Raw genomic sequence first — 26,751 nt, 5'->3', positions numbered from 1 at the left:
ATTTATAGCGTTAGAAAGGTGATTGATATATGGAAGAAGTACTGCACATTCAAAATGTATCGAAAGTGTATGAGGGAAAGGTCCCTCATACTGCTTTAAAAAATATTAATTTACATGTAGATAAAGGGGAATTCGTTGCGATTATGGGTCCGTCAGGAAGTGGGAAATCAACTTTATTAAATGTTGTATCGACCATTGATTCTCCTACAGCAGGCGAAGTCTTTATTAACGGAAAACAGCCTCATACATTTCGTAGTGAAAAGTTAGCGATCTTTCGGCGACAAGAATTAGGGTTTGTATTTCAAAGTTTTAATTTATTAGATACATTAACAATTGGCGAAAACATCGTTTTGCCTTTAACTTTAGATAATGTCTCACTTTCTGAAATGGACGAAAAACTAGAGACCATTTCCAGAAAACTCGGTATTGATCATATTTTAAATAAACGAATTTTCGAAGTTTCCGGAGGACAAGCACAGCGCACAGCAGTAGCCCGTGCGGTTATCCATAAACCTTCGTTACTACTTGCCGATGAGCCAACTGGAAACTTAGATTCAAAAGCTGCAATTGATGTAATGGAGTTATTTACGAAGTTAAATAAAGAAGAACAATCAACAATTTTAACAGTGACACATGATCCATTTGCTGCTAGTTATTGCAACCGCGTCATTTTTATTAAAGACGGTGAGCTTTATAATGAATTGCACCGCGGCCTGCATCGTGAAAAGTTTTATCAAGAAATATTAGATGTATTAGCATTACTAGGAGGAAGACGTGGATGAATTTTTGGCAATTTGCTTTAAAGAATGTCGTTCGCAACTCAAGAGCTTACTTTGCTTATTTTTTAAGCAGTTCATTTTCAATTACGGTGTTCTTTTCATTTGCCGTGTATCGGTATCATCCACGTTTACAAAACATAAAAGGTTTTAGTGAAACAGGGCCCCTTCTCACTTTAATTGGGTTTACGCAAGTTGTAATTGTACTGTTTTCTCTTTTCTTTTTATTGTACTCGATTGGAACATTTTTAAAGGTACGTAAACAACAGTTTGGTATTTTAACCGTTTTAGGTATTTCAAACCGGCAAATGAAATTGCTTATTTTTCTAGAAAATATGATTATTGGGCTTCTAGCTATTATTTTCGGTCTTCAAGCTGGTCTTGTATTTTCTAACTTTTTCTTATTAATTACATCAAAAATTTCCGGTGTTAACGGCCTTTATTTATATTGGCCTTCAGAGGCAATTTGGACAACGGTAAAAACATTTCTCATACTGTTTATTGGTGTGTCGCTCTTTACACCTGTTTTAATTCGTACACAGAAAGCAATTCATCTTATAAAAAGTGAAGTTCACAAACAAAAGGAAACATCACCTTCTGTTGTCATTTCAATTTTTAGTTTACTGTGTTTACTTTCAGGTTATATTTTTGCGGCATATCCACAAAGTTATATAACAGAAAAAAATTTAACAAATGGAACCGGCTTGCTTATTATTTTATCTATTATCCCTCTTGTTATAATGGGGACATATTTTCTATTTTCACAAGCAAGCTTTCTTTTCATTTTAATATTAAAAAAACGCCGACGCTTTTATATGAAAAAAACGAATATGCTCTGGATATCTGACTTACCATCGAGGGTCCGCCTCAATATTAATATGCTTTTTGTAGTAACGATACTATCTACAATTGCTTTTACAATTATTACACCGTTATATGCTTTTAATAAATACACAAGGGCTTCTATAGAAGAAGCATTTCCTTTTCCATTTGCTTACGTATCTCATGAAGGGAATCAATTAGAAACAAAGCATATGGAAGCATTGGAAAAAGAATTACAGACGGACAAATTTACTTACCAAAAGCGTACAACCATTATTTATAAAGATAGAGCTGTTAATGAAGACATTTGGATTATCAAACAAAGTGACTATAATAGTCTCGCTCAATTGCTAAACCGTCCTCAAGTTCAATTAGCAGAAAAGGAAACATATATAGTTCCAAGATATTCACCAGTACCATTAGAACTATTAACAAATCCGTTTCTTATACAAACAAAGATTATGTTACAGTCTAATAAAAAAGAATTTTATATAAAAGAAATAGCCAAAAATCCAATTATACCGGAGAATGCCAATGCGTACTTGATCGTACTGCAAGACCCTGTTATCGACAATGAAATTCCCCATCTTGAACCAATGACGTTTTATAATTTTCAAGTTGATGATTGGGAAAATACATTACCGCTCACAAAGCGTATTTTGCGTATGACTACAGAAGATGCAAAATACTATACAGATCAGCAGAATGAGAAGGATCAGAAAGCCCCTTTTCAAATTTTTACATCAAGTGATGAATTATACGTTAACAAACGCGAGAACATTGCAAACTTCTTTATCGGTACATTTCTTTGCATTATTTTCTTAATGGGAGCGGGAAGTGTTTTATATTTCCGTATGTATACTGATCTTACTAGTGAAACAGAGAAATATAAGACCATTACAAAAATTGGTTTAACAAAAGCTGAAATGATACGTTCGTCCACGATTCAATTAGCAATCCTATTTTTCGTTCCTTATGTGATTGCTTGTATTCATACAATATTTGCAATTAAATTTTTACAAAGTATGTTCTCTTTCTCGTTATTAAAAGAAGAACTGCGAATATTAAGTCTCTTTGGCATAATTGAAATTATTTTCTTTTTCTTTATACGCTCATTTTACATTCAAAAACTGTCACGACATATTAAACTGTGAATAAAATAGCCTTGTGCAGAGCACAAGGCTATTTCTAATAGTTTTTAACATATTATCAACAATAACCGCCGTAACCGAAGCCAGGACCACCACCGTAGCCACCATAACCGCCATAACCGCAGCCACCAAAGCAGCTAGCACCGATAATGATTAACAAAATAAATAATACGATTAAAAGCGCAAAGCCATTACCGTGATGACGATGCCCATGTCCGTGTTCGCAACTTTCACCCATTGCTCTATTCCTCCTTTAATAAAAATCCTTTTTCCTTGCAGGATCCTTTCAGTGGATTCCATTTATCCTATGTTTCGGACGGAAATAAGAAGCTTGTTCTTTTTAAAAACAGGCTTGTTTCAAATGAGGTTTTTCTTATGGTTTACTATATCCACTTCGTTACTTATTAGTAGACCGAAATAGTTAGGATATATATAGATGCGAATTGAAAAGCTAACATAGAAATCCTTTTCTTTTTCGGTGGGCGAGAGTGGCTAGCCATGCTTTTGCATCTGTTCACCTCTCACATACAATGCATTGTTTCGTTATCTCTTCTAGTCTTGCCCGGTTTATATCATAGCCACACCCAGCTTTCTCAGGAACGACAATTTTTCCATGTTGCAATGTTACTTCCGGCAAGATAATATCTAGCTTCCAATGTCTGCTAGAAGCGGAAATATCACCGGGAATTGTAAAGTTTGGAAGCGATGCGAGCGCAATATTTTGCGCCCTAGAAATTCCCATTTCTACCATACCTCCGCACCAAACAGGAATGCGATGCTGCTGACAATAATCATGAATACGAATGGATTCTGTTAATCCGCCAACTCGGCCCGGTTTTATATTGATGATACGGCAGCTCCCAAGTCGTATGGCAACTCTTGCATCTTCTAAACAATGAATGCTTTCATCTAGGCAAATGCTTGTTTCCATTTGCTGCTGCAAACGAGCATGATCAAGAAAATCGTTATCTGCTAACGGCTGTTCAATCATCATTAACTGAAATTCGTCCAACCTTTGTAACTGCTTTACATCCGCCAATGTATAGGCAGAATTGGCATCTGCCATCAATGGAATTTCCGGAAACATTTCGCGAATTTTGGAAAGCAAAGCATAGTCATTGTCTGGTTTAATTTTCACTTTAAAACGTTTATACCCTTCTTCAGCGTATGTTTCAATTCGTTTTAACATATTAGGAATTGTATCAAGGCCAATCACGACACCGACTTCAATTTCCTGTTTTACACCGCCAAGCAGCGCAGCAAGCGATTGATTCTCACACTTTGCATACAAATCCCATAATGCGCCTTCAATGCCTGCTTTCGCCATATTATTGCGTTTTATATGTCGAAAAAGAGACGTCACATCAGAAGGATGGGCAAGTTTCTGTTCAAATAACACTGGCAACAAAAAGTCTTGCAGCATATGAAACGCTGTCTGGACTGTTTCTTCTGTATACCACGGTTCTGAAAAAGCAACCACTTCGCCAAAACCGCTTCGTCCTTCTTCATCTATTAATTCAATTACAATACTTTCGCGCTTTTCATACGTACCGTAACTTGCAGCAAACGGAATAACGAGCGGCATTTCTGTTACATAAAGGATTGCCTTTTTTATGTGCATTTACATTTCCTCCAGCAACTGCCGCAGTTCACGGCGCAGTAATTTCTTGGAGGCACCTCGCGGCAAATTAGAAAGAAAATGAACTTCTTTTGGCACTTTATACCGTGCAAGTTTCCTCGCGCAAAAAGCAAGCAATTCCTCTGCCGTTACCTCTTCTACTTTCACAACAAATGCGACAGGAACTTGTCCCCATCTCTCATCGGTCACTCCAACAACGCCCGCTTCCAAAACAGCAGGATGTGCAAGTAAGACTTCCTCAATTTGCGCTGGGTATATATTCTCTCCGCCAGAAATAATTAAGTCACTGCGGCGATCTAGCACGTAAAGAAAACCATCTTCGTCTAAGTAGCCAATGTCTCCTGTATGTAACCATCCGTCTTCAATACTCTCTCTCGTCGCCTCTTCACGCTTGAAATAACCACTCGTTACATTCGGCCCCTTCACAACAATCTCCCCAGCAGTTCCTACGCTCGCTTCCCTTCCATCTTGTTCAATACGAATTTGACATGGAAACAACGGTTTTCCAGCCGAGCCAACTTTCGTTAACATATAATCAGTGGCCAATGTACAAATTTGCGAAGACGTTTCCGTCATACCATATGTTTGATACACAGGTATCCCTTTTACAACGCACGTTTCTAAAAGCGGCCTTGGAGCTGGCCCTCCGCCAAGCAATACGCAGCGAAGAGACGGTGGATATGTATCTTCTTGTAGCCGCTCTAATAAATCCGTCAGCATTTTCGATACAACAGAAATCATCGTTACGCCTCTCGTTTGCAGCGATTCGTGAATGAAATCCGGATCATATTTCGGAACAAGCAGCACCCTCATGCCATACATAATATTTTTCATTAACAGCGATAATCCGCCCACGTGGAAAAATGGTAAACACGCTAACCAACAATCATCATCACGAAGCCCTAAATTTAGCGAAGAACCAACTGCACTCCACCAATGGTTTCCGTACGTAATCATTACGCCTTTTGGTTTCCCTGTCGTACCTGACGTATAAATGATCGTCATCGTCTCTTCTAAAACAAACTCGTTTTGCACGGTTACCTGTTCTTTCGGCAATGCTGCAAGCTCTGCAAATAAGTATACAGGCACTCGCTCTCCCTCAAACTCTTCATCTGTAAGCAAACAAGACACCTCTACGTCCTCCATTTGCCAAAGTAGCTCTTCTCTTGAAAGACGTGTATTCAATAGCACAGCGACTGCCCCTATATAAGAAAGAGCATGAATCGCAATCACCATCTCCATACTATTTTTCATCAGAACAGCCACTTTTGTTCCCTTTTTCACTTGCAAATAAGCAAGATGCTCACACATTGAAAGAACCTCTTCATGAAGTTGTAAAAACGTATATGTACGATTCCTCGTTTCAATTGCGGTGCGCTCCGGTGTTAAAAAAGCACGTTGCATAAGCCAATTCGGCATTGTTTCCATATCATATTCTCCTTTCAAAATATAGAACACTTACATAGCTTCTTATCACTCTTTTTCTTCCTCTATATAAGTTGAAAAACAACATAAAAAAACCCCCTCTTTTTTAGACGGACGAGAGCATCTGGCCATGCATAGAAGCGGTCAGGGCCTTTTTCTGCCACCGGCTAAGTTTAAAACAAAAAGAGAAAGTAAGTGCATGTCATTTTTTTATTCTGCACAGCAGCAACTTACATATCAGAAAATAAATTTATATAACTAAGTTTACGTTAATTCTATCTTATCTCTCTCTTGCGCTTATATCAAATTGTAACTATGCACAAGTGAAAAACACTTTTTTGTGAGCGAGAGGATTCAACCTTAGGATTAGGATTTCTTAACCAGTTGCCTATCACTACTAAGTGACTTGGCTCTTACCTAGACTGTATTTTCGCGAGTAAGCAGTGTCCACTTTAACTGGACACGCATACAATAAAAGGACTTGATGAAATTTCATCAAGTCCTTTTATAACGTTTATCTTATCTAGCTACGGCGGCTAGAACAGTCGGTCGTTTCGCACCTTCCTGCGAGGCATAGAGCACCTCTACGTCAGGGGCTCCAACGTCCTCTTGTTCTAAACGAGCCGCTTCCGCTTTTATCTTATCCAGCTACGCCTCCTAAACCCTTCCGTCTAAGAACCTCCCCCGCAAGAAGACAAAAAGCGCCTTCTGCGGGAGAGAACCTTAGCCGACAGGTCTAGACAGTCGGCTCCGCTTTTATCACGGGAATCTAGGGAATTGTCCAAAGTCCGGACTGCGTTTTTCTTTAAACGCATCGCGGCCTTCTTTTGCTTCGTCTGTTGTGTAGTATAATAGCGTTGCATCACCAGCTAGTTGCTGAATACCTGCAAGGCCATCTGTGTCTGCATTAAATGCAGCTTTTAAGAAGCGAAGTGCCATTGGGCTGTTTGCTAAAATTTCTTCTGCCCATTTCACAGTTTCTTCTTCTAGTTGTTCTAATGGTACAACTGTGTTAATTAAGCCCATATCAAGTGCTTCTTGCGCATTGTATTGACGGCATAGGTACCAAATTTCACGAGCTTTCTTATGACCAACCATACGAGCTAAATAACCAGCGCCGTATCCGCCGTCAAAGCTACCTACTTTTGGACCTGTTTGGCCAAACACTGCATTTTCTGCTGCGATTGTTAAATCACATACGATGTGAAGTACATGTCCGCCGCCGATTGCATAACCTGCTACCATTGCGATAACTGGTTTTGGAATTGCGCGAATTAAGCGTTGTAAGTCTAATACGTTTAGACGTGGGATTTGATCGTCGCCAACGTATCCGCCATGACCGCGAACTTTTTGGTCACCGCCAGAACAGAACGCACGGCCACCTTCACCTGTTAAAATGATAACACCAACATTTTGATCATCGCGTGCATGTGCAAACGCATCGATTAACTCCATTACCGTTTTTGGACGGAATGCATTATGTACTTCAGGACGGTTAATCGAAATCTTTGCGATTCCATTGTATGTGGAGTAAATAATATCTTCGTAATTTCCTTCTTTTATCCATTCAATCGTCATGTATTTCTACCTCCTTTTAATGTTTTGCAAAAAGCCCCTTACTATTGTATCAAACTTTTGCGGTTGTTCCACATGAATTGCATGGCCCGCTCCAATAATTTGTACAAGTTCAGCATGAGGGATCTGTTTTTTCATCTTTGTTAAGATGTAAAAGAACTTTTCATCATATTCTCCGCTCATAAGTAAGACTGGCATTTGCAAGTGCTCCAGTTCATTCCACCAAGATGGCTGCGCCCCTGTTCCCATGCCCCGTAAGCTATTGGCAAGGCCCCGAGGATGATTCGCTAATCTTTCTTCACGTACACGAACTTGTACATGAAAAGATAATTTTTTTTGCGTAGCAAAGAGCGGAATGTTTTCCCACTTTTCAACAAAAGTAGCAACGCCCTCTCGTTCAATCTTGTCTGCAAGCTGTTCATCCTTTTGTCTGCGCTCTTTACGTTCCTCTTCTGTTATCAGTCCTGCTGTACAGTTTTCTAATAAAAGAGAAGAAATCCGCTTTGGATATAAGCAAGCAAGCGTAAGGGCAAGGCGCCCTCCCATAGAATACCCTAATAGATGCACTTTCTCAATTTGTAAATGATCAAGCACCGCAATGAGGTGCGCAGCTACCGTTTCTATATGATAGTTCTGGACTTCTTTTGGACTTTCTGTTTTACCGTGTCCGATCAAATCAACTAAAATGACTTGAAACTGCTCGCTCCACGCCGGAACAAACGAACGCCACGTTTCCATACTACCAGTGAAGCCATGAAGAATAAGAAGCGGCTCGCCACTTCCGATTACTTCATATTCGTAAGAGATACCATGCACGTTTACTTTCATTCCTCTTCACCTTGCAGTACCCTTGAAACAACTGTTGCTGCTCTTGCCATCATATCACGATGAAGCTGCAAGTTTTCTTCACGATCCGTTTTTATTTCAATGACATGCAGGCCATCTTCTCTCGTTCCTTGTTCTACTTCATGACGAAATGCTTCCCACGTATGTACACGCTGAAATGAACCGCTATACATCTTCACGACATGTTCATAATCAAGTCCGAGCGGCGTGCCAAATAGCGCTTCAAAATGTTCTTTTTGTTCATACTGTGGTAAAAATGAGAAAATACCACCGCCATCATTGTTTACAACCACAATCGTCGCATGTAAATTGTGCAGCTTTGCAGCCAGCAATCCGTTTAAATCATGGTAGAATGATAAATCTCCCACAACTAATACGAGCGGCTTGCGAGCTACACTTACGCCAAGTGCCGTCGAAACAATGCCATCAATACCGTTTACACCGCGATTAGCTGATACCTCAATATTCTTCTCATTTGTGAAGAAAAACGTATCTGTATCACGAATCGGCATACTATTACTTACAAATAAAGTTGCATCTTCCGGCAAAACATCTACAAGTTCTGTAATTACTTTTCCTTCAAATGCATACTCATACGATTTTATTTCCGTAAGTTTCTCTTTTACTACGGCATTCATCTGTTTCCACATATGAAGCCACTCTCGCTCGCTTTTCTGCTTCGCACCATTTACAAGTTGCTCACAAAATGTAGCATCACTTGCATACACAACTTCTGTGGACGTAAGCATCGGATCTCGCCAGTTTCCAGATTCGTCAACGACAATATGCAAGGCTTCCGTTTGCTTTTTCAAATATTGCATAATTGCTTTGGAAACCGGCATACCGCCGAAGCGAATAATCACATCTGGTTTCCAGCTATCACGAAGTTGCTCATTTCGTAAAAAAGTATCATAGCAATCAATGATTGTCTCTTTACGATGCACACCACTGCGAAGGCCAGAAAGCGGATCTGCAAGAATCGGATAGCCATATGTTTCAGAAAAAGCCACGACAGCTTCGGCGATATCCGGATGACTATCATCACCACATACAATAAGCCCCTTTTCCATATGCAAAAGGCGCTCTCGTAAAGATGCTGCATATTCATCCGTCATTGCTATTGTCCCTTGATGAACAGTTGCCTGGTATTCTCCGCGACCTTTTTCCCATAATTCCTCTAAAGAAAAATCGGGAATTAACGGCTCACGAAGCGGAAAGTTGAGATGAACAGGTCCTTTTGGCGTTTGCAACGCCTGAGCAACTGCGCGCCCAGCTGTCATTCGTGCATACCGATACATTGGTTCTGCTGCTTCTGGAAGTGCCATTTCTATAAATTGTTTCACAAACGAACCGAACAAATGAATTTGATTCATCGCTTGTGGTGCCCCAATATCTCGCAATTCATGCGGACGATCCGCTGTCAATACGAGAAGCGGCACCCGCGAATGAAATGCTTCACATACAGCGGGATAATAGTTTGCTGCCGCTGTTCCTGATGTACATAGCAAGGCAACAGGGCGTTTTTTTGCTTTGGCAATGCCCAGCGCAAAAAAGGCCGCTGATCTTTCATCTACGTGTAAATATGTGCGAATTTGTTCATGCTGCGCCATTAATAAGGCAAGCGGCGTTGACCGCGAACCCGGGCTAATAACGATATCCTCTACACAGAGGCGCGCCAATTCATCAACAAACGCGCCTAAGTAATATGATAATGCTTCTATATGATCGCTCATCTAGATAGTCCCTCCAAAGCAGAAAGCATCGGCTTAAATTTCAATCTTGTTTCTTCATACTCTAAATGCGGCTTCGAATCGATGACAATACCGCAACCGGAAAATAATGAAACATGTTTGCCAGTCAATAACCCGCAGCGAAGCGCTACCGCAAACTCACCGTTTCCTTGCTCATCAATCCAGCCAATTGGCCCTCCGTATAAACCCCGGTCTAATAGCTCTACTTCACGAATCAGTTTTAGTGCTTCTTCTCGTGGCGTTCCTCCAAGAGCTGGTGTTGGGTGAAGTTCTTCAATTATTGATAACAAATTACCATTTCCCTTTGCCTCTACCGATGTATATAAGTGAAGTAAATTTTTTGTCTTTAATAAACTTGGTTCATATGGAATAGCAACTGTTTCACAATGCTTTGTTAACACACTGCGAATCATGTTTACTACATAACTATGCTCTGCTAAATTTTTCTTATCATGTAAAAGTTCATATCCATTCTCTTTCGTTTCCTCTTCTGAAGCACCTCGTCCAATCGAACCGGCAAGACACATGGATGCATATATTTCTCCCTCTTTACGAAGAAGCCGCTCTGGCGTTGCTCCTAAGAAGCACGTTCCTTTATAATCAAACGCAAATACATAACAATCCGGTTGCCCCATGCGAAGTGCTGCCAAAACAGAAGTCGAATCCACATCTTTATCCATAACAAGTTGCATTTCACGAGCTAACACAACTTTTTGAACAGCTCCTCGCTTCATTTCTTCCTGTACTTGTTCAATTGCTGTAAGCCATTTCTCCGGTTCTACTTCTACTTTTGAAAGAATGGGTACATTTTCTTCTGCGAAGGAATGCTTGCTTTGCTGTAACAATTGCTTCTCAGCACTTTGTAATTCCTCGTAAATCTTTTCCGCACAATCATCTCCAGATACGAAACGGTTTACTGTTAACCAAGCTTTTTCATTCTTTACCGTTAATAAAAAGGCTGGTAATTGCAGCGTTGTATCGTCAAATGCCTTCCACAAATCTGTTCTTTCTTTTTGCGGATCGAAAGAAAAACCACCAAATAGAAGCGGTCCCGTTCCAAATTCATAAGCACTGCGGTGAATTACCGCTTCTCCTTTCACCTTTTCCCATTCTTCACGAGCATTTTGAAAGCGCTTTTTAGAAGAATTTGCTATAGTAAAAGCAGAGCCTACTCCAGCGAAAATAACATGCTGCGCTGGGTCTGCAAAGTAACATCTATCTCTATATCTAAATTGTGTTCCTGCTGCATAAAAAAGGAGTGGATCGATCCATTCCACTTGCTTTACACAACTAACAAGTACTTGCCCTTTAGCTGCGCGTTGAATTGCAGTCAGAATCACATCTTTTATATCATGTTGTTTCGTTTGAATCACAGAATCTCCCCCCTATGGGCGAAAAATAGTCATAAATACGCTTGATTTTAAGATACACCTCATATGAAAGGTGTGTCAATGTTTAGCATTTCTGAGAAAATCCGAGCACATTCCTAGAAAATAAACGTTGACACTATATGACACTTTTCCTACACTTAATTGTGTACTTTTTGTGTACGTTTCCCGCTCTAATGGGAAATAAGAACTCATTTTTACCTTATAAAACAAACAGATAGGAGGATTCCATATGGAAGCAAAAGTTGAAATGAATTCCTCTTCCATGCAGCCAAAACCAAGTAAACAAACAGGCTGGCGTATTTGGTGGAGCTTATTACGTCCTCATACATTAACTGCAGCCTTTGTGCCTGTTTTTATTGGAACAACTTATGCGATGCAAGTTGATGGGATTAACAAAATAAATGTACCTCTTTTCCTTATCATGCTTCTTGCTTGCCTTCTCATACAAGCAGCAACAAACATGTTTAATGAATACTTTGATTACAAAAGAGGGCTCGATCATGAAGGATCTGTTGGGATTGGCGGTGCAATTGTTCGCGATGGAATTCAGTCGAAAACAGTATTGAACTTGGCGTTTGGATTCTTTGGCATTGCAATTTTATTAGGAGTTTACATTTGCATGAACTCCAGTTGGTGGCTCGCAGCAATTGGTCTTATCTGTATGGCTGTTGCCTATTTATATACTGGCGGTCCACTTCCAATTGCCTATACACCGTTTGGTGAATTAACAGCCGGGTTATTTATGGGTGTTATTATTATTGGAATTTCATTCTTTATTCAAACCGGAAACGTAACATCAGAAATTGTATTACTTTCCATTCCAAGTGCAATTTTAATCGGAGCCATTCTACTCGCAAATAATATTCGCGATTTAGATGGCGACAAAGAAAACGGCAGAAAAACATTAGCTATTTTAGTTGGGCGAAACAATGCAATCAGCGTATTAGCATCCATGTTTATCATTTCTTATATATGGACGATTGCCCTTATTCTTGTCGGTATCGCCTCACCGTGGATGCTTGTAGTCTTTCTAAGCGCTCCAAAGGCATTTAAAGCAACAAAAGGTTTTATCGGAAAGAGTATTCCAATGGAAATGGCACCTGCAATGATTGCCACAGCAAAAACAAATACAATTTTTGGATTTTTAATGGGAATTGGGTTATTACTTGGATATTTCCTATGAGAAAAGCGCAAGTGTGGAAGCACTTGCGTTTTTCTTGTCATGTATTCATGTCATATGTTGTTGAAACGTCTTTATATTGCGCCGAAGCACCGTTATATGTAAACAAAAAGTTCCTTTGCTTTCTCTCTTTAGTTTAACTTCGCACAGAGCAGGAAAAGGCCCTAACCGCTTCTATGCATGGCCCACCGATAGTTCTAAAACGTGCCGTTATATTAACGTAATAATTCCTGCAATTGAGCTCATACTACTTAAAGAAACCGAATTGTAGGAAGGTGGATTTTATGCTAACTCCACAACAAATGGATCATTTTCAATCTGTACTACAAAAGCAAAAGAAAGAGCTGGAACAAACGCTGCAAAATCATGAAGATAAAGGACAAGCTTCTGAACGCGATGCAGTTGGTGAACTCTCGGCATATGATAATCATCCTGGAGATATGGGAACAGAATTGTATGAACGCGAAAAAGACTTAGGATTAGTAGAATTTTGGCATAAACAACTTACAGATGTAAAACATGCCTTAGAAAAAATAGAAGCTGGAACATATGGAATTTGTGAAGTATCAGGCGAACCCATTCCAGTTGAACGTTTAGAAGCAATGCCAACCGCAACGACTTGTATCGAACATACACATAATAAGCTAATCCTAGGCGCGCGTCCAATTGAGGAAGAACTGATTGAACCGCCTTTTGGTAAATATGATATGGATAGTGCCGTTGGATATGATGCTGAAGATGCTTGGCAAGACGTTGCTTTATACGGAACATCAGAAACACCTGCTGATTTAGAGCGCCGCGACTCTAAAAATTTTAATGAGATGTACGTAGATGCTGAAGAGCCCCGCGGATATGTGGAGGATTTCGAAAACTTTATCGGAACAGATATGTACGGAAAAAACGTACAAGTATACGCTACAGAAGAACATGAGGAATATGAACAAATGCTAGATGACTACGAAGCAAGAACCTTTAAAGGCGAACTTTCCTCAGACGAGTCCAGTTCAAGGCCATAAAAAAAGAAACATTCCTTATTCAGGAATGTTTCTTTTTGCCATCATTACTTTTTAGTAACGTTAGCAGCTTGAGGTCCGCGGTTACCTTCAACGATTTCGAAAGAAACTTCTTGACCTTCTTCTAAAGTTTTGAATCCGTCGCCTTGAATTGCAGAGAAATGTACGAATACATCTTCGCCACCTTCAACTTCGATGAAACCGAAACCTTTTTCGCCGTTAAACCATTTTACTTTACCTGTTTGCATTGCATGTACCTCCTAAAAATAAAAAAGAAATTTATCTATTGGAAACCACATACAACGGTCGAGATAAATATCATGATTTTCTCACAAGCTAATGCTTTGAAACGAACACGTTTTATTTCCGTACCACATTATGTAGCTCAATAGTTCTTTTACTATATCATGCCCGAAATAAAACGTCAAACAAAACAGGAATACTTCATTTAAAAATTAACAAAACTTGTATTTTCTATTTGGAAATGTTTCGGTACAATATAAATGTATTACTACATATTTACTATTTGAGGTGAAATGATGAAAGCACATGAAATTGAATACAAGTTATATGGCGATGATATGCAATTTGTTGAGATTGAATTAGATCCACAGGAGAGCGTAGTCGCTGAAGCCGGTGCTATGATGATGATGGAAGACAATATTGAAATGGAAACCGTATTTGGTGACGGTTCCGCCCAAACAGGTGGATTTTTTGGTAAGCTTGTTGGTGCTGGAAAGCGCCTCGTGACAGGTGAAAGCATGTTTATGACTGTATTTACAAATACAGGATATGAAAAACGTCACGTCTCATTTGCTGCTCCGTACCCTGGGAAAATTATTCCTGTTGATTTAACGAAATATCAAGGAAAAGTAATCTGTCAAAAAGATTCTTTCCTATGTGCTGCAAAAGGTGTTTCTGTCGGCATTGAATTTACAAAAAAACTTGGCAGCGGCTTCTTCGGCGGTGAAGGATTTATTATGCAAAAGCTTGAAGGTGACGGTCTTGCCTTCATGCATGCTGGTGGAACTGTTTATCAACGTGATTTAAAACCAGGAGAAAAGTTACGAATTGATACAGGTTGCCTTGTTGCTATGACGAGAGATGTTGACTATGATATTCAATTTGTTGGGAATGTAAAAAGCGCTATCTTTGGCGGCGAAGGTCTATTCTTCGCAACACTACAAGGGCCTGGAACCGTTTGGGTGCAATCCTTAACATTAAGCCGCTTAGCACAGCGCATCGTTGGACCAGGAGCAAAAACTTCTGGTGAAGGAAGCGTTCTTGGCGGGATCGGCCGCATACTTGATGGAAACGAATAATCTATAAAGTGAAACTTTAATCAGTGGGGTTTTTCTTCATCCCCCACTGATTATTAACCCTCACCCATCGGGTTATTCGTGGACAGTATTACCGACCGCAGATAGCGGAATAAAAGAATGAAACATACATCCTCTTCATATATTTATATAAATCCATTTTGATTTTTCAACATTAAGTTACTGCTATGCAAAACAAAAATTGACTTACACTCACTTTTTGTTTTTGTCTGGCATGTGGCAGGAAGAGGATCTGACCGATTCTATGCACGGTCAGATCCTCTCGCCCATCTAAGAAAAGGGGTGTTATGTCGCTTTTTCAATTGGATTTATATAAATAATATTTCATCATGAGGAGGATTTTTCTATGCCAACTTCCGTATCCTTTCATAAGGATACCGCTATATTGTTAGCTACGTGTTGTGAATTAACATATGAGCAATATAACCAAAATGGCATTTTTACTATTCCAAAAGGTTTCAATTATGTACAGGGCTTTCAAGCAACAGCTATTCAAATGACAGAATGGTTTGGATTCATTTTGGAATCAGACGAGCAAATTATTGTAGCCTTTCGCGGGACACAATCAGACCGTGATTGGATTGCTGATTCGATCGTCCAACAAAAGTCGTACCCATTTACCGCAAATAGCGGGAACGTTCATAGTGGTTTTCTTTCTATTTATGAATCATGCCGAGATACAATTATGGACACTCTCGTTTCCTTACCTTCCTCAAAAGCTCTTTTCGTTACAGGGCATAGTTTAGGAGGAGCCCTTGCTACTTTACATATACTAGATGCCCGCGTAAACACTTCATTCCCTCATTACACACTCTACAGTTTCGGCTCTCCAAAAGTCGGTGATATCGCCTTCCGAAATTATTATAAAATGCAAGTTGCCAATAGCTTTCGTTTCGTAAATTTATTTGATGTTGTTCCACTTCTTCCTCCCCGTAAAGTACAATTTGAAGAAAATGAATGGGAATATTCTCATACGCATCGAAGTATGACATTTACAAAAAATATGCGTTCCTTTATCAAAAACCATCATATTACAACATATAAAATGGCAATTTCTTCTCATTTTTAAAGGAATACATTAGAAAAATTATCATAATATTTTCGAAGTACACTTTGGAGAAGAGGACCTACTATGCAAGAAACGACTTGGAATGTTCCAAGTCGTTTCTTGCATGTCGAACAACGTCGAAGGGTCTTTATATTGTGTCGAAGCGCCGATATCTCATAAAAAGTCGCCGATATATTATATTGGTGGGCTAGGTAAAAAACGACTGCTTGAAGCAGTCGTTTCTTTACCTAGCCCTCATCCCTTCTGTAATCCTCCAAATATCATGGCTGTACTGCAAGATTGTTCGATCACTTGCAAAATGACCAGATTTTGCAATGTTCATTGTACTTATTTCCAACCATTTTTTTCGACTTTCATATATTTCTCCAACTTTTTCTTGCATATCAGCATATGGTGCAAAATCTCTGAGAACAAAATATTCGTCATTTTGAATAAGAAAAGAATCAAAAATAGCTTCAAACTCATCGCCTGCATTTTCAAAAAAACCATTTGTCAGCTGATTGACAACCTTTTGAATACGCATATCATGATGATAATAATCGCTAGCACGATAACCACCATTTTGGTAATAATGCAGTACTTCCTCGGCCGTTAAACCAAAAATAAAAATAGCATCATTCCCAACGGCCTCTTTAATTTCAACATTCGCACCGTCTAATGTACCTAGTGTCACCGCACCGTTCATCATAAATTTCATATTTCCAGTTCCCGATGCTTCTTTACTTGCGGTTGAAATTTGTTCACTCACATCTGCGGCTGGAAAAATATCTTCAGCAAGTGAAACACGATAGTTTTCTAGAAATATAACTTTCATATATTGATTGACATACGGATCATCATTTACTTTCCGTGCCAATTCATTTATAAGTTTAATAATCTTTTTCGCGTAATAATATCCAGGTGATGCCTTTGCCCCAAAAATAAATGTGCGCGGATAAAAGGAAAAACTAGCATCTTCCTTTAATCGATTGTACAAATATAAAATATGCAGTACATTTAACAACTGCCGCTTATAAGCATGCAGACGTTTTACTTGTACGTCAAAAATAGAATATGGATCGACAACAATACCGGTTTGTTTTTCAATCCGTTTCATTAACAATTCTTTTCGCACTTGTTTTACATTATGAAGCGACTCCTGAAACGCTGCATCGTACTTATAATTTCCTAATGCTTGCAGCTGATCCGGTTCTTTCATCCAATCCGTTCCAATCGTGTCACAAATTAAATTCGATAGCTGCGGATTTGCTTTTAATAACCAGCGCCGATGCGTAATTCCATTTGTCTTATTGTTAAACTTCTCTGGATAAAATTCATAAAACAAGCGCATTTCTCGCTGCTTTAATATTTCCGTATGAATTTTCGCAACGCCGTTTACACTATGACTCCCCACAATCGCCAAATGCGCCATTTTCACAAGCCCATGAGCGATAATCGCCATGTTTTCGATGCGATTCCAATCATACGAATAGCGGTCCCATAACTCATGACAAAAGCGCTCATTAATTTCTTGGACAATCATATAAATACGCGGTAACAACGGTTCAAAAATATGAATTGGCCATTTTTCTAACGCTTCCGATAAGGTTGTGTGATTTGTATAAGAAATCGTATGTGTTGTAATATGCCATGCATCTTCCCAATTCATCTTTTCCTCATCAAGCAAAATACGCATTAATTCTGGAATAGCTAAAACTGGATGCGTGTCGTTAATATGAATAGCAATTTTCTCATGTAAATTACGAAGCGTACCATTTCGTTCTCGGTGCAATCGCACAATATTTTGTAAGCTAGCCGACACAAGAAAATACTGCTGTTTCAAACGAAGTATTTTCCCTTCATCATGCGTATCATCTGGATATAAGAACTCCGAAACTGCTTCTGTTTCCCGTTTATACTTCAATACATCCTTGCAATTCGGTGGAAACGGAACAGGCTCTGCGCTCCAAAGTCGCAATGTATTGACGGTACTTGTTTCATACCCAACAACAGGTACATCGTACGGTACAGCCACAATCGTTTCCGCATTGATATGCCGAAACTCAAGACGCCCACCAGACTGAAAAGTATCAACTTGTCCCCAAAAACTAACTTCTACTGCTTGGTCATGCCTTCGCACTTCCCAAACATTCCCGTGCCGCAGCCATTGCTCTGGCAATTCAATTTGATAACCATCCACAATTTTTTGATCAAACAAACCGTGCTTATAGCGAATCCCGTACCCGTGCCCTGGTAAATTTAACGAAGCAAGCGAATCAAGAAAACAGGCTGCTAAACGACCGAGCCCACCATTTCCAAGGCCAGCATCCGCTTCCATTTCCTCAAGGTCTTGCAAATAAATCCCCAGCTCTTCTAATCCTCGTTCACATACATCGCGTATTCCTAAATTTAATATATTACTTCCTAACAAACGCCCTAATAAAAACTCAATAGATAAGTAATACATTTGCTTTTGATTATCTGTTCGGTACCGTTCATTCGTCCCAATCCAGCGCTGGCTAATATATTCACGTACCATATGACCGAGCGTATTATATTGATCTTGCACAGTCGAATCTTTAAAACTTTTTCCATACATTGTTTCTAGTTTTTCTAAAAAAGCAGCTTTAAAATCCTCTGTATTTGAAAACAACTTTCTCACCTCTTTCAAAGTGAAACTTCCAGCAATGGTTTTTCCACTGCTGGTTAGCTCTACCCTACTACTTGTTAACAGAAAAAATCGGTTGCTTCTGATTACTCATCTTTTCTTCCTCATTAGATTGCGGTTCTTGATTTGAACCGAACAAGCTTTCATATAGCTCCTTATATTTCTCGGCAGACTGCTTCCAGCTATAATCCTCCGTCATCGCACGTTTCATAAGAGATTGCCATACCTTGGTGTCGTGGTAATAGTGCAAGGCTCGCTGCACTGTATGCAGCATATCGTGCGCATTAAAGCTCGTAAAACTAAAACCATTTCCTTCATTTGTATATTCATTGTACGATTGAACAGTATCATTTAAACCGCCTGTTTCCCGTACAATTGGAATCGCCCCGTACGTAAGGGCAATGAGCTGTCCAAGACCACATGGTTCAAATAAAGATGGCATTAAAAATAAATCAGACCCGGCATATACTTGATGTGCCAATTCTTCATGAAATCCGATATATACTTTCACTTTATCTGAGTATTCATATGCCATTTGTTCAAAAAACTGTTCATATTCTTTATCACCTGACCCAAGTACAATAAATTGCACATCTTCTTGCATCATTTCATGAAAAGCATGACGCACTAAATCTAATCCTTTTTGCTTCGTTAAACGAGTAACCATTGCAATAATTGGTGCATCTTCTTTTTCTGGTAATCCAAAATAACGCTGCAGAGCTCGTTTATTCTCTCTTTTTTTATAGAGTGAATTTGCATCATACATTGCCGCTATCGTTTTATCATTCTTTGGGTTGTACAAAACATCATCAATTCCATTCACAATCCCAATAAGTTTATCGTTATATTTACGTAATAAACCATCTAACTTCTCTCCGAAAAACGAATATTGAATTTCTTCTTTATATGTCGGGCTTACCGCTGTAATGATATCAGAGGCAATAATTCCGCCTTTCATAAAGTTAATGTTTCCGTAAAACTCAAGTTGTTCACTATGAAAATACTCATCACCAAGCTCTAATAAGTCATGCATAACAATGCGCGGGAACACACCTTGAAACTGCAAATTATGAATCGTAAAAACAGTCTTTATCTTTTCATACAATGGCTGCTCACGATATTTCTCCCGCAATAAAAAATTTGCCATCGCTGTATGCCAATCGTGACAATGCAGAACATCCACTTCAAAATCTAAATGCGGAATACACTCTAATACCGCCTTTGAGAAAAATGAAAAACGTTCGCCATCATCATAATGACCATATATGGAATCACGTTTAAAATAATACTCATTGTCGATAAAGTAATACGTAATTCCTCCCTGTTCCAATTTCAAAATACCACAATATTGATTACGCCAACCAAGCTGAACCGTAATCACTTTATGAAGCACACATTTGTTTCTTATATTCTCTGGAATTAAACTATAATAGGGAAGCATAACGCGCACGTTCATCCCAAGTTTTTGTAACGCCTTTGGAAGTGCCCCAGCTACATCTGCTAATCCACCCGATTTAATAAATGGTACGCACTCTGATACTGCAAATAAAATATTCACTGTAATCGTCTCTCCGCAATAGCTAGGCATAGGTAAAACATTTACCTATGCCTAGCATGCAGATTCCTCCTCTCAATTTCTGATCTTACTGTATTGTTACATTACTGCTTTGAATCTTTCCTTTCTCTACAACAAATGGATAACTTGAACCTGTTAATATTGTTCCATCTTGAATTTTTACATCCTTATCGAGGATTACACCATCTAGTATACAATTCTCTCCAATTTGGCTCTTTTGCATAATAATACTATTACGAACGATAGAGCCTTTTCCAATCTTTACAGAACGAAAGACAACGCTGTTTTCTACTTCCCCTTCGATAATGCTGCCGTTAGCAATCATCGCATTATGTACACTTGCCTCTTTTCCGTACCTTGTTGGCGGCTCATCCTTTACTTTCGTAAAAATTGGCGCCTCTTTCTGAAAGACTTGCTTCCAAATTTCCGGCTGCAATATTTCTAAACTATGCTTATAGTAACTTTCAATTGAATCTATAACGGCTACATAACCAGTATGCTCATAACTTTCCATACGCAACGAAGTGTCTCGTTTTTCTTTGACAATATCAAGTAAGCTATAATAGCCCATATCTTGATACGTCTCAAACAAGTGTAATAGTAACTCCTTCTTTAATACATATGTCTGAAGCGACTTACCACGGTGACATACTTCCGTAATATGTGCGTTTGTATATAAATGACGCTCTAATACAGCTTGAAAATCAAGCGCTGTTACAACATGACTGTTTGTAATGACAACATATTCTTGCTTACTACGTAAAAAGTAATCAATATGTCTGCTAAAATGAGCAAACGAGCCAAACTCATCTTGAGCACATTGGCAATTTGGAGGAAATAAAAATAAGCCGTCGCGTTTCCGATCTAAATCCCACTGTTTCCCAGAACCGAGATGATCCATGAGCGAACGATTTTTATGACTTGTGAAAATAGCTACACTATGAATATGAGAATTTACCATATTAGAAAGCATAAAATCTATTAAACGGTAGCGCCCACCAAACGGCAATACCGCCAACGATCGATGATTTGTTACTTGCTGCAGTGATGGAAAATTCTCTGTCGCATTAATAATTCCTAACATTGATTCTCTCACTCATCTCATCCCCTTTTCGTCACGCTCTAACAGAAAGTAAAATAATCATTCATAAAAACCTCTTATAGAAATTCATTTTGACTTTTCAACATATAAATCGCTGCTATGCAGAACAAAAAAAGACCTGCTCTCGCTTACTCCCTTTGTGTTAAACTATTGCATGTGGCAGGATAAGGCACTGACCGCTTCTACGCATGGCCAGATGCTCTCATCCCCCTTAAAAAGAAAGGGGATTTTCATTTTGTTTTTTCAATATATATACCTTTCCTTGCAAATCATTCGTCTCACTTTACATTTCCTCTGCAATTAACACAACGTCCTCTATATTTTTTTCTGGACGAATAATCGCTCCATCTTCAATAACCATTCCTGGTCCCACAATAGCACGCTCAATCACAACATTCTTTCCAACCTTGGCATCTGGCATAATAACTGAATCAACAATCCTACTCCCTTCCTCTACAATTACCCCTTGAAACAATACAGAATGCTGTACGTTTCCTTCAACAACACAACCTTCATTTATTAATGATTCTTCCACTTCTGCTGATGGTGCAATATATTGCGGCGGCTGATTCGGATTTACAGAACAAATTCTCCAATCAAGGTCATATAGATTAAGCGACGAATCTTCCTGAAGTAGATCCATATTTGCCTCCCATAAGCTCTTCACTGTTCCAACATCTTTCCAATATCCGCTAAATGGGTACGCAACAAGCTTTTTACCTTCATCTAATAAAAGTGGAATCACATCTTTCCCAAAGTCATTACTAGATTCTGGATTTCTTGCATCCATTTCTAAATACTCTTTTAAAATAACCCAATTAAAAATGTAAATTCCCATTGAAGCTAAGTTACTTTTTGGAAATTGTGGTTTTTCTTCAAATTCAACAACCTCCATCGCTTCATTCGTATTCATAATACCAAAGCGGCTCGCTTCATCCCAAGGTACTTCAATAACAGAAATAGAGACATCTGCTTCTCGTTCTATGTGGTAATCAATCATTTTGGCATAATCCATCTTATAAATATGATCTCCAGATAAAATGAGAACATGTTCTGGATCATACTGCTTTAAATAGTTTAAATTTTGATAAATGGCACTTGCCGTTCCTGTATACCATTTCACACCTGAAGACTCCGCATAAGGAGGAAGTACAGTAACCCCTCCATTTACACGGTCTAAATCCCATGCATCTCCAATACCGATATAACTATGCAACTCTAACGGCTGGTACTGTGTTAAAATCCCGACTGTTTCAATACCAGAGTTCGCACAGTTACTTAATGTAAAATCAATAATGCGATATTTCCCCCCAAATGGAACAGCTGGCTTAGCTAAATTTTTTGTTAATGCACTTAGACGACTACCTTTTCCCCCTGCTAATAACATCGCTACGCACTTCTGCTTTTGAACCATCCTGTTTACTACTCCCCTTTCGTGTTTTCACTGGTCGTAAAATTGAAATTCCAAATGGTGGTATTGTCATTTCGACATGTGCAAGCTGATTATGGTAAGGTGCCATAATCGCCTTTAATCGCTTCTTATTAATTTTCCCTGAACCGCCATATGCAGAACTGTCGCTATTTAAAATTTCGTTATAATAGCGAAATTCCGGTACGCCAACTTTATAGTTTTCATATACCACGCTTGTAAAGTTGCACACGATAACAAGAACATCTTCTTCTCTTTCGCCTTGGCGAATAAACGAAAAAACACTTTGCTCACGGTTATCCGCATCAATCCACTGAAAGCCTTTCGGTGTATGGTCAAGCTGCCAAAGCGGCTTAGAGCGCTTATACAATGCTATGAGCTCCTTAAAATAATCATGCACACAATTATGCATCTCAAAATCATGTAAACTCCAATCTAAGTCCTCAAGATCTTTCCATTCATCAAATTGACCAAACTCACCACCCATAAAGAGCAGTTTCTTCCCTGGATGTGTAAATAAATAGCCGTACAATAAACGAAGCTGAGCAAACTTCGACCAATAATCACCCGGCATTTTATTTAACAGTGACTTCTTCCCATGTACAACCTCATCATGCGATAAAGGTAAAATAAAATTCTCAGAATACGCGTACAGCAGCGAAAATGTTACTTTGTCATGTATATATTTCCGATACTCTGGCGCACATTCCATATATTTTAAAATGTCATTCATCCAGCCCATATTCCATTTATAATTAAAGCCAAGTCCGCCTTCATAAGTCGGTGCTGTTACGAGCGGCCATGCCGTTGAATCTTCTGCGGTCATTAAGAAAGTGGGATCTTCTGCAAATACAGCTTCATTTAACTGCTGCAGGAATGATACCGCATTCTCGTTGCTTCCCTGCCCTCCACTACGCTCCCAATACAACATATTCGCAACCGCATCCACTCGAAAGCCGTCAATATGATAATGCTTCATCCAAAACAAAGCATTTGAAATAAGAAAATTTCGCACTTCTTGTTTTCCTAAATCAAAATTTACCGTCCCCCATACACGGTTTTCTTGCACATCAAGATCTTTATATTCATACGTCGGTTCTCCGTCAAATAAATAAAGTCCATGAGCGTCTTTACAAAAATGTCCTGGTACCCAATCTAAAATGACACCGATCCCATATTTGTGACATTCATCGACAAAATACATAAAATCTTGTGGTGTTCCGTATCTACTTGTCGGTGCATAATATCCCGTTCCTTGATACCCCCAAGAACGATCATACGGGTGTTCAACAAGCGGCATAATTTCAACATGAGTAAATTGATGCTCCGCTACATACGGAATAAGCTCATCTGCCATTTCTCTATAAGAATAAAAAGACCCATCTTCTTTCTTTTTCCAAGAACCAAAGTGAATCTCATAAATGGCTAATGCTTCAGTATAGATTAACTTTCGTTTCTTTTTTTGAAACCACTTCTGATCTTTCCATTTATAACCTTTTATATCGTAAACAACGGATGCCGTATTTGGCCGAACTTCAGCATACATTGCATACGGATCAGCTTTTAAAATCGTATGCCTTTCTCTCGTTTGAATTGCATACTTATATAATTTCTGCTGAGGAATATTCGGTATAAATAAAGACCAAATCCCTTTCTCTGTCACTCGTATCATTTCATGCATCTCGCTATCCCACTCATTAAAATCTCCTACAATACTCACAGCTTGTGCATGAGGTGCCCATACGGAAAAACGTGTGCCTTCCATCCCATTTTCCACCGTCAAATGAGCACCAAGAATCTCGTAGCTATCATAAAACTTTTCTTCATGGAACAATAACATGTCTTTCACATTACACTTTGTCTCAATCACTATGTTCACCTCACAAGATGACAGAATTTTAAATATGTTATTACTATTCTTCGGTAAATTGAAATATCCTTGCGAATTTCTAAAAAAACATACGTTTTTTTATAGGAATTCGTGGTAATTTCATGGAATTTAATTAAAAAATATCGAATTTTGACGAATATTCATTGTAAGCGTTTTATTTTAGAATAATTTTTTTAGTGGAAAAGAAAAGGAATTTACCGCTATATTGTTATTACTTTCCACTAAAGTAATACATAAAAAAACCCCTTCCGGCAAAGGGGTGAAATACAGGGGAGGCCGGAAAGGGATTTTATACAATTTGGATTATAGTACTGGTGCCATAGTTTCTTTTAGCACTTTTACAGAATGATCAAATTTCAATTCTTCTTCTGCATTTAATTCAAGCTCTACAACTTCTCGAACACCTTGACGGTTGATAACTGCTGGAACACCTACGTAAACATCTCGTTGTCCGTATTGTCCTTCAAGATATGCAGATACTGTCAATACGCTGTTCTCGTTGTTTAAGATCGCTTTAGTTACACGTAATAGTGCCATACCAATACCGTAGTAAGTTGAACCTTTACGTTGAATAATATGATAAGCAGCATCGCGTACATTTGCAAAGATTTCATCTAAGTCACTTTGTTTGTACTGCTCATTGTTCGCTAAGATTGTTTCTAGCTTTTGTACACCGATAGAAGCATGGCTCCATACAGGAAGCTCTGTGTCACCATGTTCACCAATAATATACGCATGCACGTTACGTGGGTCTATATCTAAGTACTCACCTAACATATAACGGAAGCGAGCAGAGTCTAAAGTTGTACCAGAACCGATTACGCGCTCTTTTGGTAATCCAGATTCTTTCCAAGTTACATAAGTTAAAATGTCCACTGGGTTAGTTGCGATTAAGAAGATACCATCAAATCCGCTATCCATAATACCGCGAACGATTTGTTTAAAGATTTTTGTATTCTTCTCAACTAAATCTAATCGAGTTTCACCTGGCTTTTGTGGTAATCCAGCAGTGATAACAACGAGATCTGCATCTTTACAATCTGCATAGCTACCTTTCCAAACTTTTGTTGGAGCTAGTGCAAATGGAACAGCATGGCTTAAGTCCATTGCTTCGCCTTCTGCTTTTGCTTCGTTTACATCAACAAGAACAAACTCTTCAACTACACCTTGGTTAATCATAGAGTATGCATAGCTGCAACCTACAGCTCCTGTTCCTACTAATACTACGCGGTTGATACCTTTTTTCATGGTAAAATCCCCTCTCTATTTTCTAATATCATTATTAGCATTGTCATTTAAGTAAAAAATTAAAATACTGATTTTATATTGTTTAACTTCCTTACACACATATTGTAGCACGTTTATTTGTGAATGTATTCACATTTTATGACCTATTTGTGAACTTTTTCACAGATAGGAGAAAGTTATAATACCAAGCATGGAATCAATCTCAATGGCAGCGTTTTCTTTAGATTGTGAAAAATAAAATATATAATATTATACTTATTTTGTAACTACTCAGCTATATAAATGCAAATTAAGAAACTAACATAAAAACCCTTTTCTTTTTCGGTGGGCGAGAGCAACTGGCCATTCATAGAGGCGGCCAGGGCCTTTTCCTGCCACGTGCAAAGTTTAAAACAAAGATAGACAGCAAGTAGCGGCCATGTTTTGTTCTGCATAGCAGCGATTTAGATGTTAAAAAGTCAACTTGGTAGGCTGTTCTTTTGTTCACCATAATACTAGTCTTTCTTAAACGCAAAAAAAGATAGCAGAATCTGCTATCTTTTTTAATATGACCCGTACGGGATTCGAACCCGTGTTACCGCCGTGAAAGGGCGGTGTCTTAACCACTTGACCAACGGGCCAATTTCTGGCAGAGAAGAAGGGATTCGAACCCTCGCACCGCGTAAGCGATCTACTCCCTTAGCAGGGGAGCCCCTTGAGCCACTTGGGTACTTCTCTATATTATATGGCTCCGCAGGTAGGACTCGAACCTACGACCGATCGGTTAACAGCCGATAGCTCTACCACTGAGCTACTGCGGAATATGGTGGGCCTAAATGGACTCGAACCATCGACCTCACGCTTATCAGGCGTGCGCTCTAACCAGCTGAGCTATAGGCCC

At 38.9% G+C, this 26,751-nt stretch carries 20 protein-coding genes and 4 tRNA genes; 6 read left to right on the top strand and 18 right to left on the bottom strand.

Annotated features, from left to right (window positions below; genetic code table 11):
- Positions 1–29: 29 nt before the first annotated feature.
- Together H280_RS0112050 and H280_RS0112045 are read left to right on the top strand one after the other, a co-directional pair.
- Positions 30–782 (top strand): ABC transporter ATP-binding protein, encoded by a 753-nt coding sequence (locus tag H280_RS0112050; RefSeq protein ID WP_020061379.1) that lies wholly within the window; start codon positions 30–32, stop codon positions 780–782.
- Positions 779–2,752: an FtsX-like permease family protein gene (locus H280_RS0112045; RefSeq protein ID WP_020061378.1), complete on the top strand. Its 1,974-nt coding sequence runs from the start codon at positions 779–781 to the stop codon at positions 2,750–2,752. The genes H280_RS0112050 and H280_RS0112045 overlap by 4 nt, the downstream gene beginning before the upstream one ends.
- Positions 2,753–2,807: 55 nt before the next feature.
- On the opposite strand, the gene H280_RS0112040 is transcribed toward H280_RS0112045, so the two are convergent.
- The 7 genes from H280_RS0112040 to H280_RS0112010 all read right to left on the bottom strand — a co-directional run bounded on the left by H280_RS0112040 (position 2,808) and on the right by H280_RS0112010 (position 11,358).
- Complete coding sequence (locus tag H280_RS0112040; protein ID WP_020061377.1) at positions 2,808–2,987, bottom strand: YjcZ family sporulation protein; 180 nt, start codon at positions 2,985–2,987, stop codon at positions 2,808–2,810.
- 276 nt (positions 2,988–3,263) lie between these two features.
- Entirely contained in the window at positions 3,264–4,370 is a 1,107-nt protein-coding gene (gene menC, locus H280_RS0112035; RefSeq protein WP_020061376.1) for an o-succinylbenzoate synthase, read from the bottom strand.
- The gene (locus H280_RS0112030; RefSeq protein WP_020061375.1) at positions 4,371–5,816 is read right to left on the bottom strand and encodes an o-succinylbenzoate--CoA ligase; all 1,446 of its coding nucleotides are present in this window, start codon (positions 5,814–5,816) and stop codon (positions 4,371–4,373) included.
- A 756-nt stretch (positions 5,817–6,572) separates the two neighbouring features.
- Positions 6,573–7,391, bottom strand: a complete 819-nt coding sequence (menB, locus tag H280_RS0112025) for a 1,4-dihydroxy-2-naphthoyl-CoA synthase (protein ID WP_020061374.1) — start codon at positions 7,389–7,391, stop codon at positions 6,573–6,575.
- Between the two features lie 6 nt (positions 7,392–7,397).
- Positions 7,398–8,216, bottom strand: coding sequence for a 2-succinyl-6-hydroxy-2,4-cyclohexadiene-1-carboxylate synthase (gene menH, locus H280_RS0112020; protein WP_020061373.1), 819 nt, complete (start codon positions 8,214–8,216; stop codon positions 7,398–7,400).
- Positions 8,213–9,967 (bottom strand): 2-succinyl-5-enolpyruvyl-6-hydroxy-3-cyclohexene-1-carboxylic-acid synthase, encoded by a 1,755-nt coding sequence (gene menD / locus H280_RS0112015; protein WP_020061372.1) that lies wholly within the window; start codon positions 9,965–9,967, stop codon positions 8,213–8,215. The genes menH and menD overlap by 4 nt, the downstream gene beginning before the upstream one ends.
- Positions 9,964–11,358 carry an isochorismate synthase gene (locus H280_RS0112010; RefSeq protein WP_020061371.1) on the bottom strand — a complete coding sequence of 465 codons (1,395 nt, stop codon included), beginning with the start codon at positions 11,356–11,358 and terminating at the stop codon, positions 9,964–9,966. The genes menD and H280_RS0112010 overlap by 4 nt, the downstream gene beginning before the upstream one ends.
- Before the next feature lie 247 nt (positions 11,359–11,605).
- Here H280_RS0112010 and H280_RS0112005 point away from each other — a divergent pair, with 247 nt between their 5' ends.
- Complete coding sequence (locus H280_RS0112005; RefSeq protein ID WP_020061370.1) at positions 11,606–12,559, top strand: 1,4-dihydroxy-2-naphthoate polyprenyltransferase; 954 nt, start codon at positions 11,606–11,608, stop codon at positions 12,557–12,559.
- 281 nt (positions 12,560–12,840) lie between these two features.
- Positions 12,841–13,572 (top strand): yteA family sporulation protein, encoded by a 732-nt coding sequence (locus H280_RS0112000; RefSeq protein ID WP_020061369.1) that lies wholly within the window; start codon positions 12,841–12,843, stop codon positions 13,570–13,572.
- A 44-nt stretch (positions 13,573–13,616) separates the two neighbouring features.
- Here the strand turns inward: H280_RS0112000 and cspD are convergent, their stop codons facing one another.
- The gene (gene cspD, locus H280_RS0111995) at positions 13,617–13,817 is read right to left on the bottom strand and encodes a cold-shock protein CspD (protein ID WP_020061368.1); all 201 of its coding nucleotides are present in this window, start codon (positions 13,815–13,817) and stop codon (positions 13,617–13,619) included.
- Positions 13,818–14,108: 291 nt separating this feature from the next.
- Between cspD and H280_RS0111990 the strand changes: the two genes are divergently transcribed.
- Together H280_RS0111990 and H280_RS0111985 are read left to right on the top strand one after the other, a co-directional pair.
- Complete coding sequence (locus tag H280_RS0111990) at positions 14,109–14,891, top strand: TIGR00266 family protein (RefSeq protein ID WP_020061367.1); 783 nt, start codon at positions 14,109–14,111, stop codon at positions 14,889–14,891.
- A gap of 364 nt (positions 14,892–15,255) precedes the next feature.
- Positions 15,256–15,978, top strand: coding sequence for a lipase family protein (locus H280_RS0111985; RefSeq protein ID WP_020061366.1), 723 nt, complete (start codon positions 15,256–15,258; stop codon positions 15,976–15,978).
- Positions 15,979–16,201: 223 nt separating this feature from the next.
- On the opposite strand, the gene H280_RS0111980 is transcribed toward H280_RS0111985, so the two are convergent.
- From H280_RS0111980 to H280_RS0111935, 10 genes are all read right to left on the bottom strand, one after another.
- On the bottom strand, positions 16,202–18,610 hold the full coding sequence (locus tag H280_RS0111980; protein WP_020061365.1) for a glycogen/starch/alpha-glucan phosphorylase: 2,409 nt from the start codon (positions 18,608–18,610) through the stop codon (positions 16,202–16,204).
- Positions 18,611–18,677: 67 nt separating this feature from the next.
- Positions 18,678–20,183 (bottom strand): glycogen synthase GlgA, encoded by a 1,506-nt coding sequence (glgA, locus tag H280_RS23570; RefSeq protein WP_020061364.1) that lies wholly within the window; start codon positions 20,181–20,183, stop codon positions 18,678–18,680.
- Between the two features lie 85 nt (positions 20,184–20,268).
- A complete protein-coding gene (locus tag H280_RS0111970) occupies positions 20,269–21,297 on the bottom strand; it encodes a sugar phosphate nucleotidyltransferase (protein ID WP_020061363.1) in 1,029 nt (342 codons plus the stop codon).
- Between the two features lie 289 nt (positions 21,298–21,586).
- Positions 21,587–22,717 carry a glucose-1-phosphate adenylyltransferase gene (locus tag H280_RS0111965; RefSeq protein WP_020061362.1) on the bottom strand — a complete coding sequence of 377 codons (1,131 nt, stop codon included), beginning with the start codon at positions 22,715–22,717 and terminating at the stop codon, positions 21,587–21,589.
- Positions 22,665–24,572 carry a 1,4-alpha-glucan branching protein GlgB gene (gene glgB / locus H280_RS0111960; RefSeq protein WP_034303787.1) on the bottom strand — a complete coding sequence of 636 codons (1,908 nt, stop codon included), beginning with the start codon at positions 24,570–24,572 and terminating at the stop codon, positions 22,665–22,667. Before glgB ends, H280_RS0111965 begins: the two co-directional genes overlap by 53 nt.
- Positions 24,573–24,926: 354 nt before the next feature.
- On the bottom strand, positions 24,927–25,871 hold the full coding sequence (locus H280_RS0111955; protein ID WP_020061360.1) for an L-lactate dehydrogenase: 945 nt from the start codon (positions 25,869–25,871) through the stop codon (positions 24,927–24,929).
- 548 nt (positions 25,872–26,419) lie between these two features.
- A tRNA-Glu gene (locus H280_RS0111950) sits at positions 26,420–26,491 on the bottom strand.
- A 6-nt stretch (positions 26,492–26,497) separates the two neighbouring features.
- A tRNA-Ser gene (locus H280_RS0111945) sits at positions 26,498–26,588 on the bottom strand.
- 8 nt (positions 26,589–26,596) lie between these two features.
- A tRNA-Asn gene (locus H280_RS0111940) sits at positions 26,597–26,671 on the bottom strand.
- A 3-nt stretch (positions 26,672–26,674) separates the two neighbouring features.
- Positions 26,675–26,751: transfer RNA gene (locus tag H280_RS0111935), tRNA-Ile, on the bottom strand.

Origin of the sequence: Bacillus sp. 123MFChir2, assembly GCF_000383235.1 — a bacterium.
Taxonomy (GTDB): domain Bacteria; phylum Bacillota; class Bacilli; order Bacillales; family Bacillaceae_G; genus Bacillus_A.
The sequence above is the reverse complement of the archived record's forward strand: the minus strand, read 5'-3'. Positions and strand labels throughout refer to the sequence as shown.

Bases quoted from the DNA above. Each gene is read 5' to 3' on its own strand.
- H280_RS0112050 (WP_020061379.1), top strand. From the start codon at position 30: ATGGAAGAAGTACTGCACATTCAAAATGTATCGAAAGTGTATGAGGGA.
- H280_RS0112045 (WP_020061378.1), top strand. From the start codon at position 779: ATGAATTTTTGGCAATTTGCTTTAAAGAATGTCGTTCGCAACTCAAGA.
- H280_RS0112040 (WP_020061377.1), bottom strand. From the start codon at position 2,987: ATGGGTGAAAGTTGCGAACACGGACATGGGCATCGTCATCACGGTAAT.
- menC (WP_020061376.1), bottom strand. From the start codon at position 4,370: ATGCACATAAAAAAGGCAATCCTTTATGTAACAGAAATGCCGCTCGTT.
- H280_RS0112030 (WP_020061375.1), bottom strand. From the start codon at position 5,816: ATGGAAACAATGCCGAATTGGCTTATGCAACGTGCTTTTTTAACACCG.
- menB (WP_020061374.1), bottom strand. From the start codon at position 7,391: ATGACGATTGAATGGATAAAAGAAGGAAATTACGAAGATATTATTTAC.
- menH (WP_020061373.1), bottom strand. From the start codon at position 8,216: ATGAAAGTAAACGTGCATGGTATCTCTTACGAATATGAAGTAATCGGA.
- menD (WP_020061372.1), bottom strand. From the start codon at position 9,967: ATGAGCGATCATATAGAAGCATTATCATATTACTTAGGCGCGTTTGTT.
- H280_RS0112005 (WP_020061370.1), top strand. From the start codon at position 11,606: ATGGAAGCAAAAGTTGAAATGAATTCCTCTTCCATGCAGCCAAAACCA.
- H280_RS0112000 (WP_020061369.1), top strand. From the start codon at position 12,841: ATGCTAACTCCACAACAAATGGATCATTTTCAATCTGTACTACAAAAG.
- cspD (WP_020061368.1), bottom strand. From the start codon at position 13,817: ATGCAAACAGGTAAAGTAAAATGGTTTAACGGCGAAAAAGGTTTCGGT.
- H280_RS0111990 (WP_020061367.1), top strand. From the start codon at position 14,109: ATGAAAGCACATGAAATTGAATACAAGTTATATGGCGATGATATGCAA.
- H280_RS0111985 (WP_020061366.1), top strand. From the start codon at position 15,256: ATGCCAACTTCCGTATCCTTTCATAAGGATACCGCTATATTGTTAGCT.
- H280_RS0111965 (WP_020061362.1), bottom strand. From the start codon at position 22,717: ATGGTTCAAAAGCAGAAGTGCGTAGCGATGTTATTAGCAGGGGGAAAA.
- glgB (WP_034303787.1), bottom strand. From the start codon at position 24,572: ATGTTATTGTTCCATGAAGAAAAGTTTTATGATAGCTACGAGATTCTT.
- H280_RS0111955 (WP_020061360.1), bottom strand. From the start codon at position 25,871: ATGAAAAAAGGTATCAACCGCGTAGTATTAGTAGGAACAGGAGCTGTA.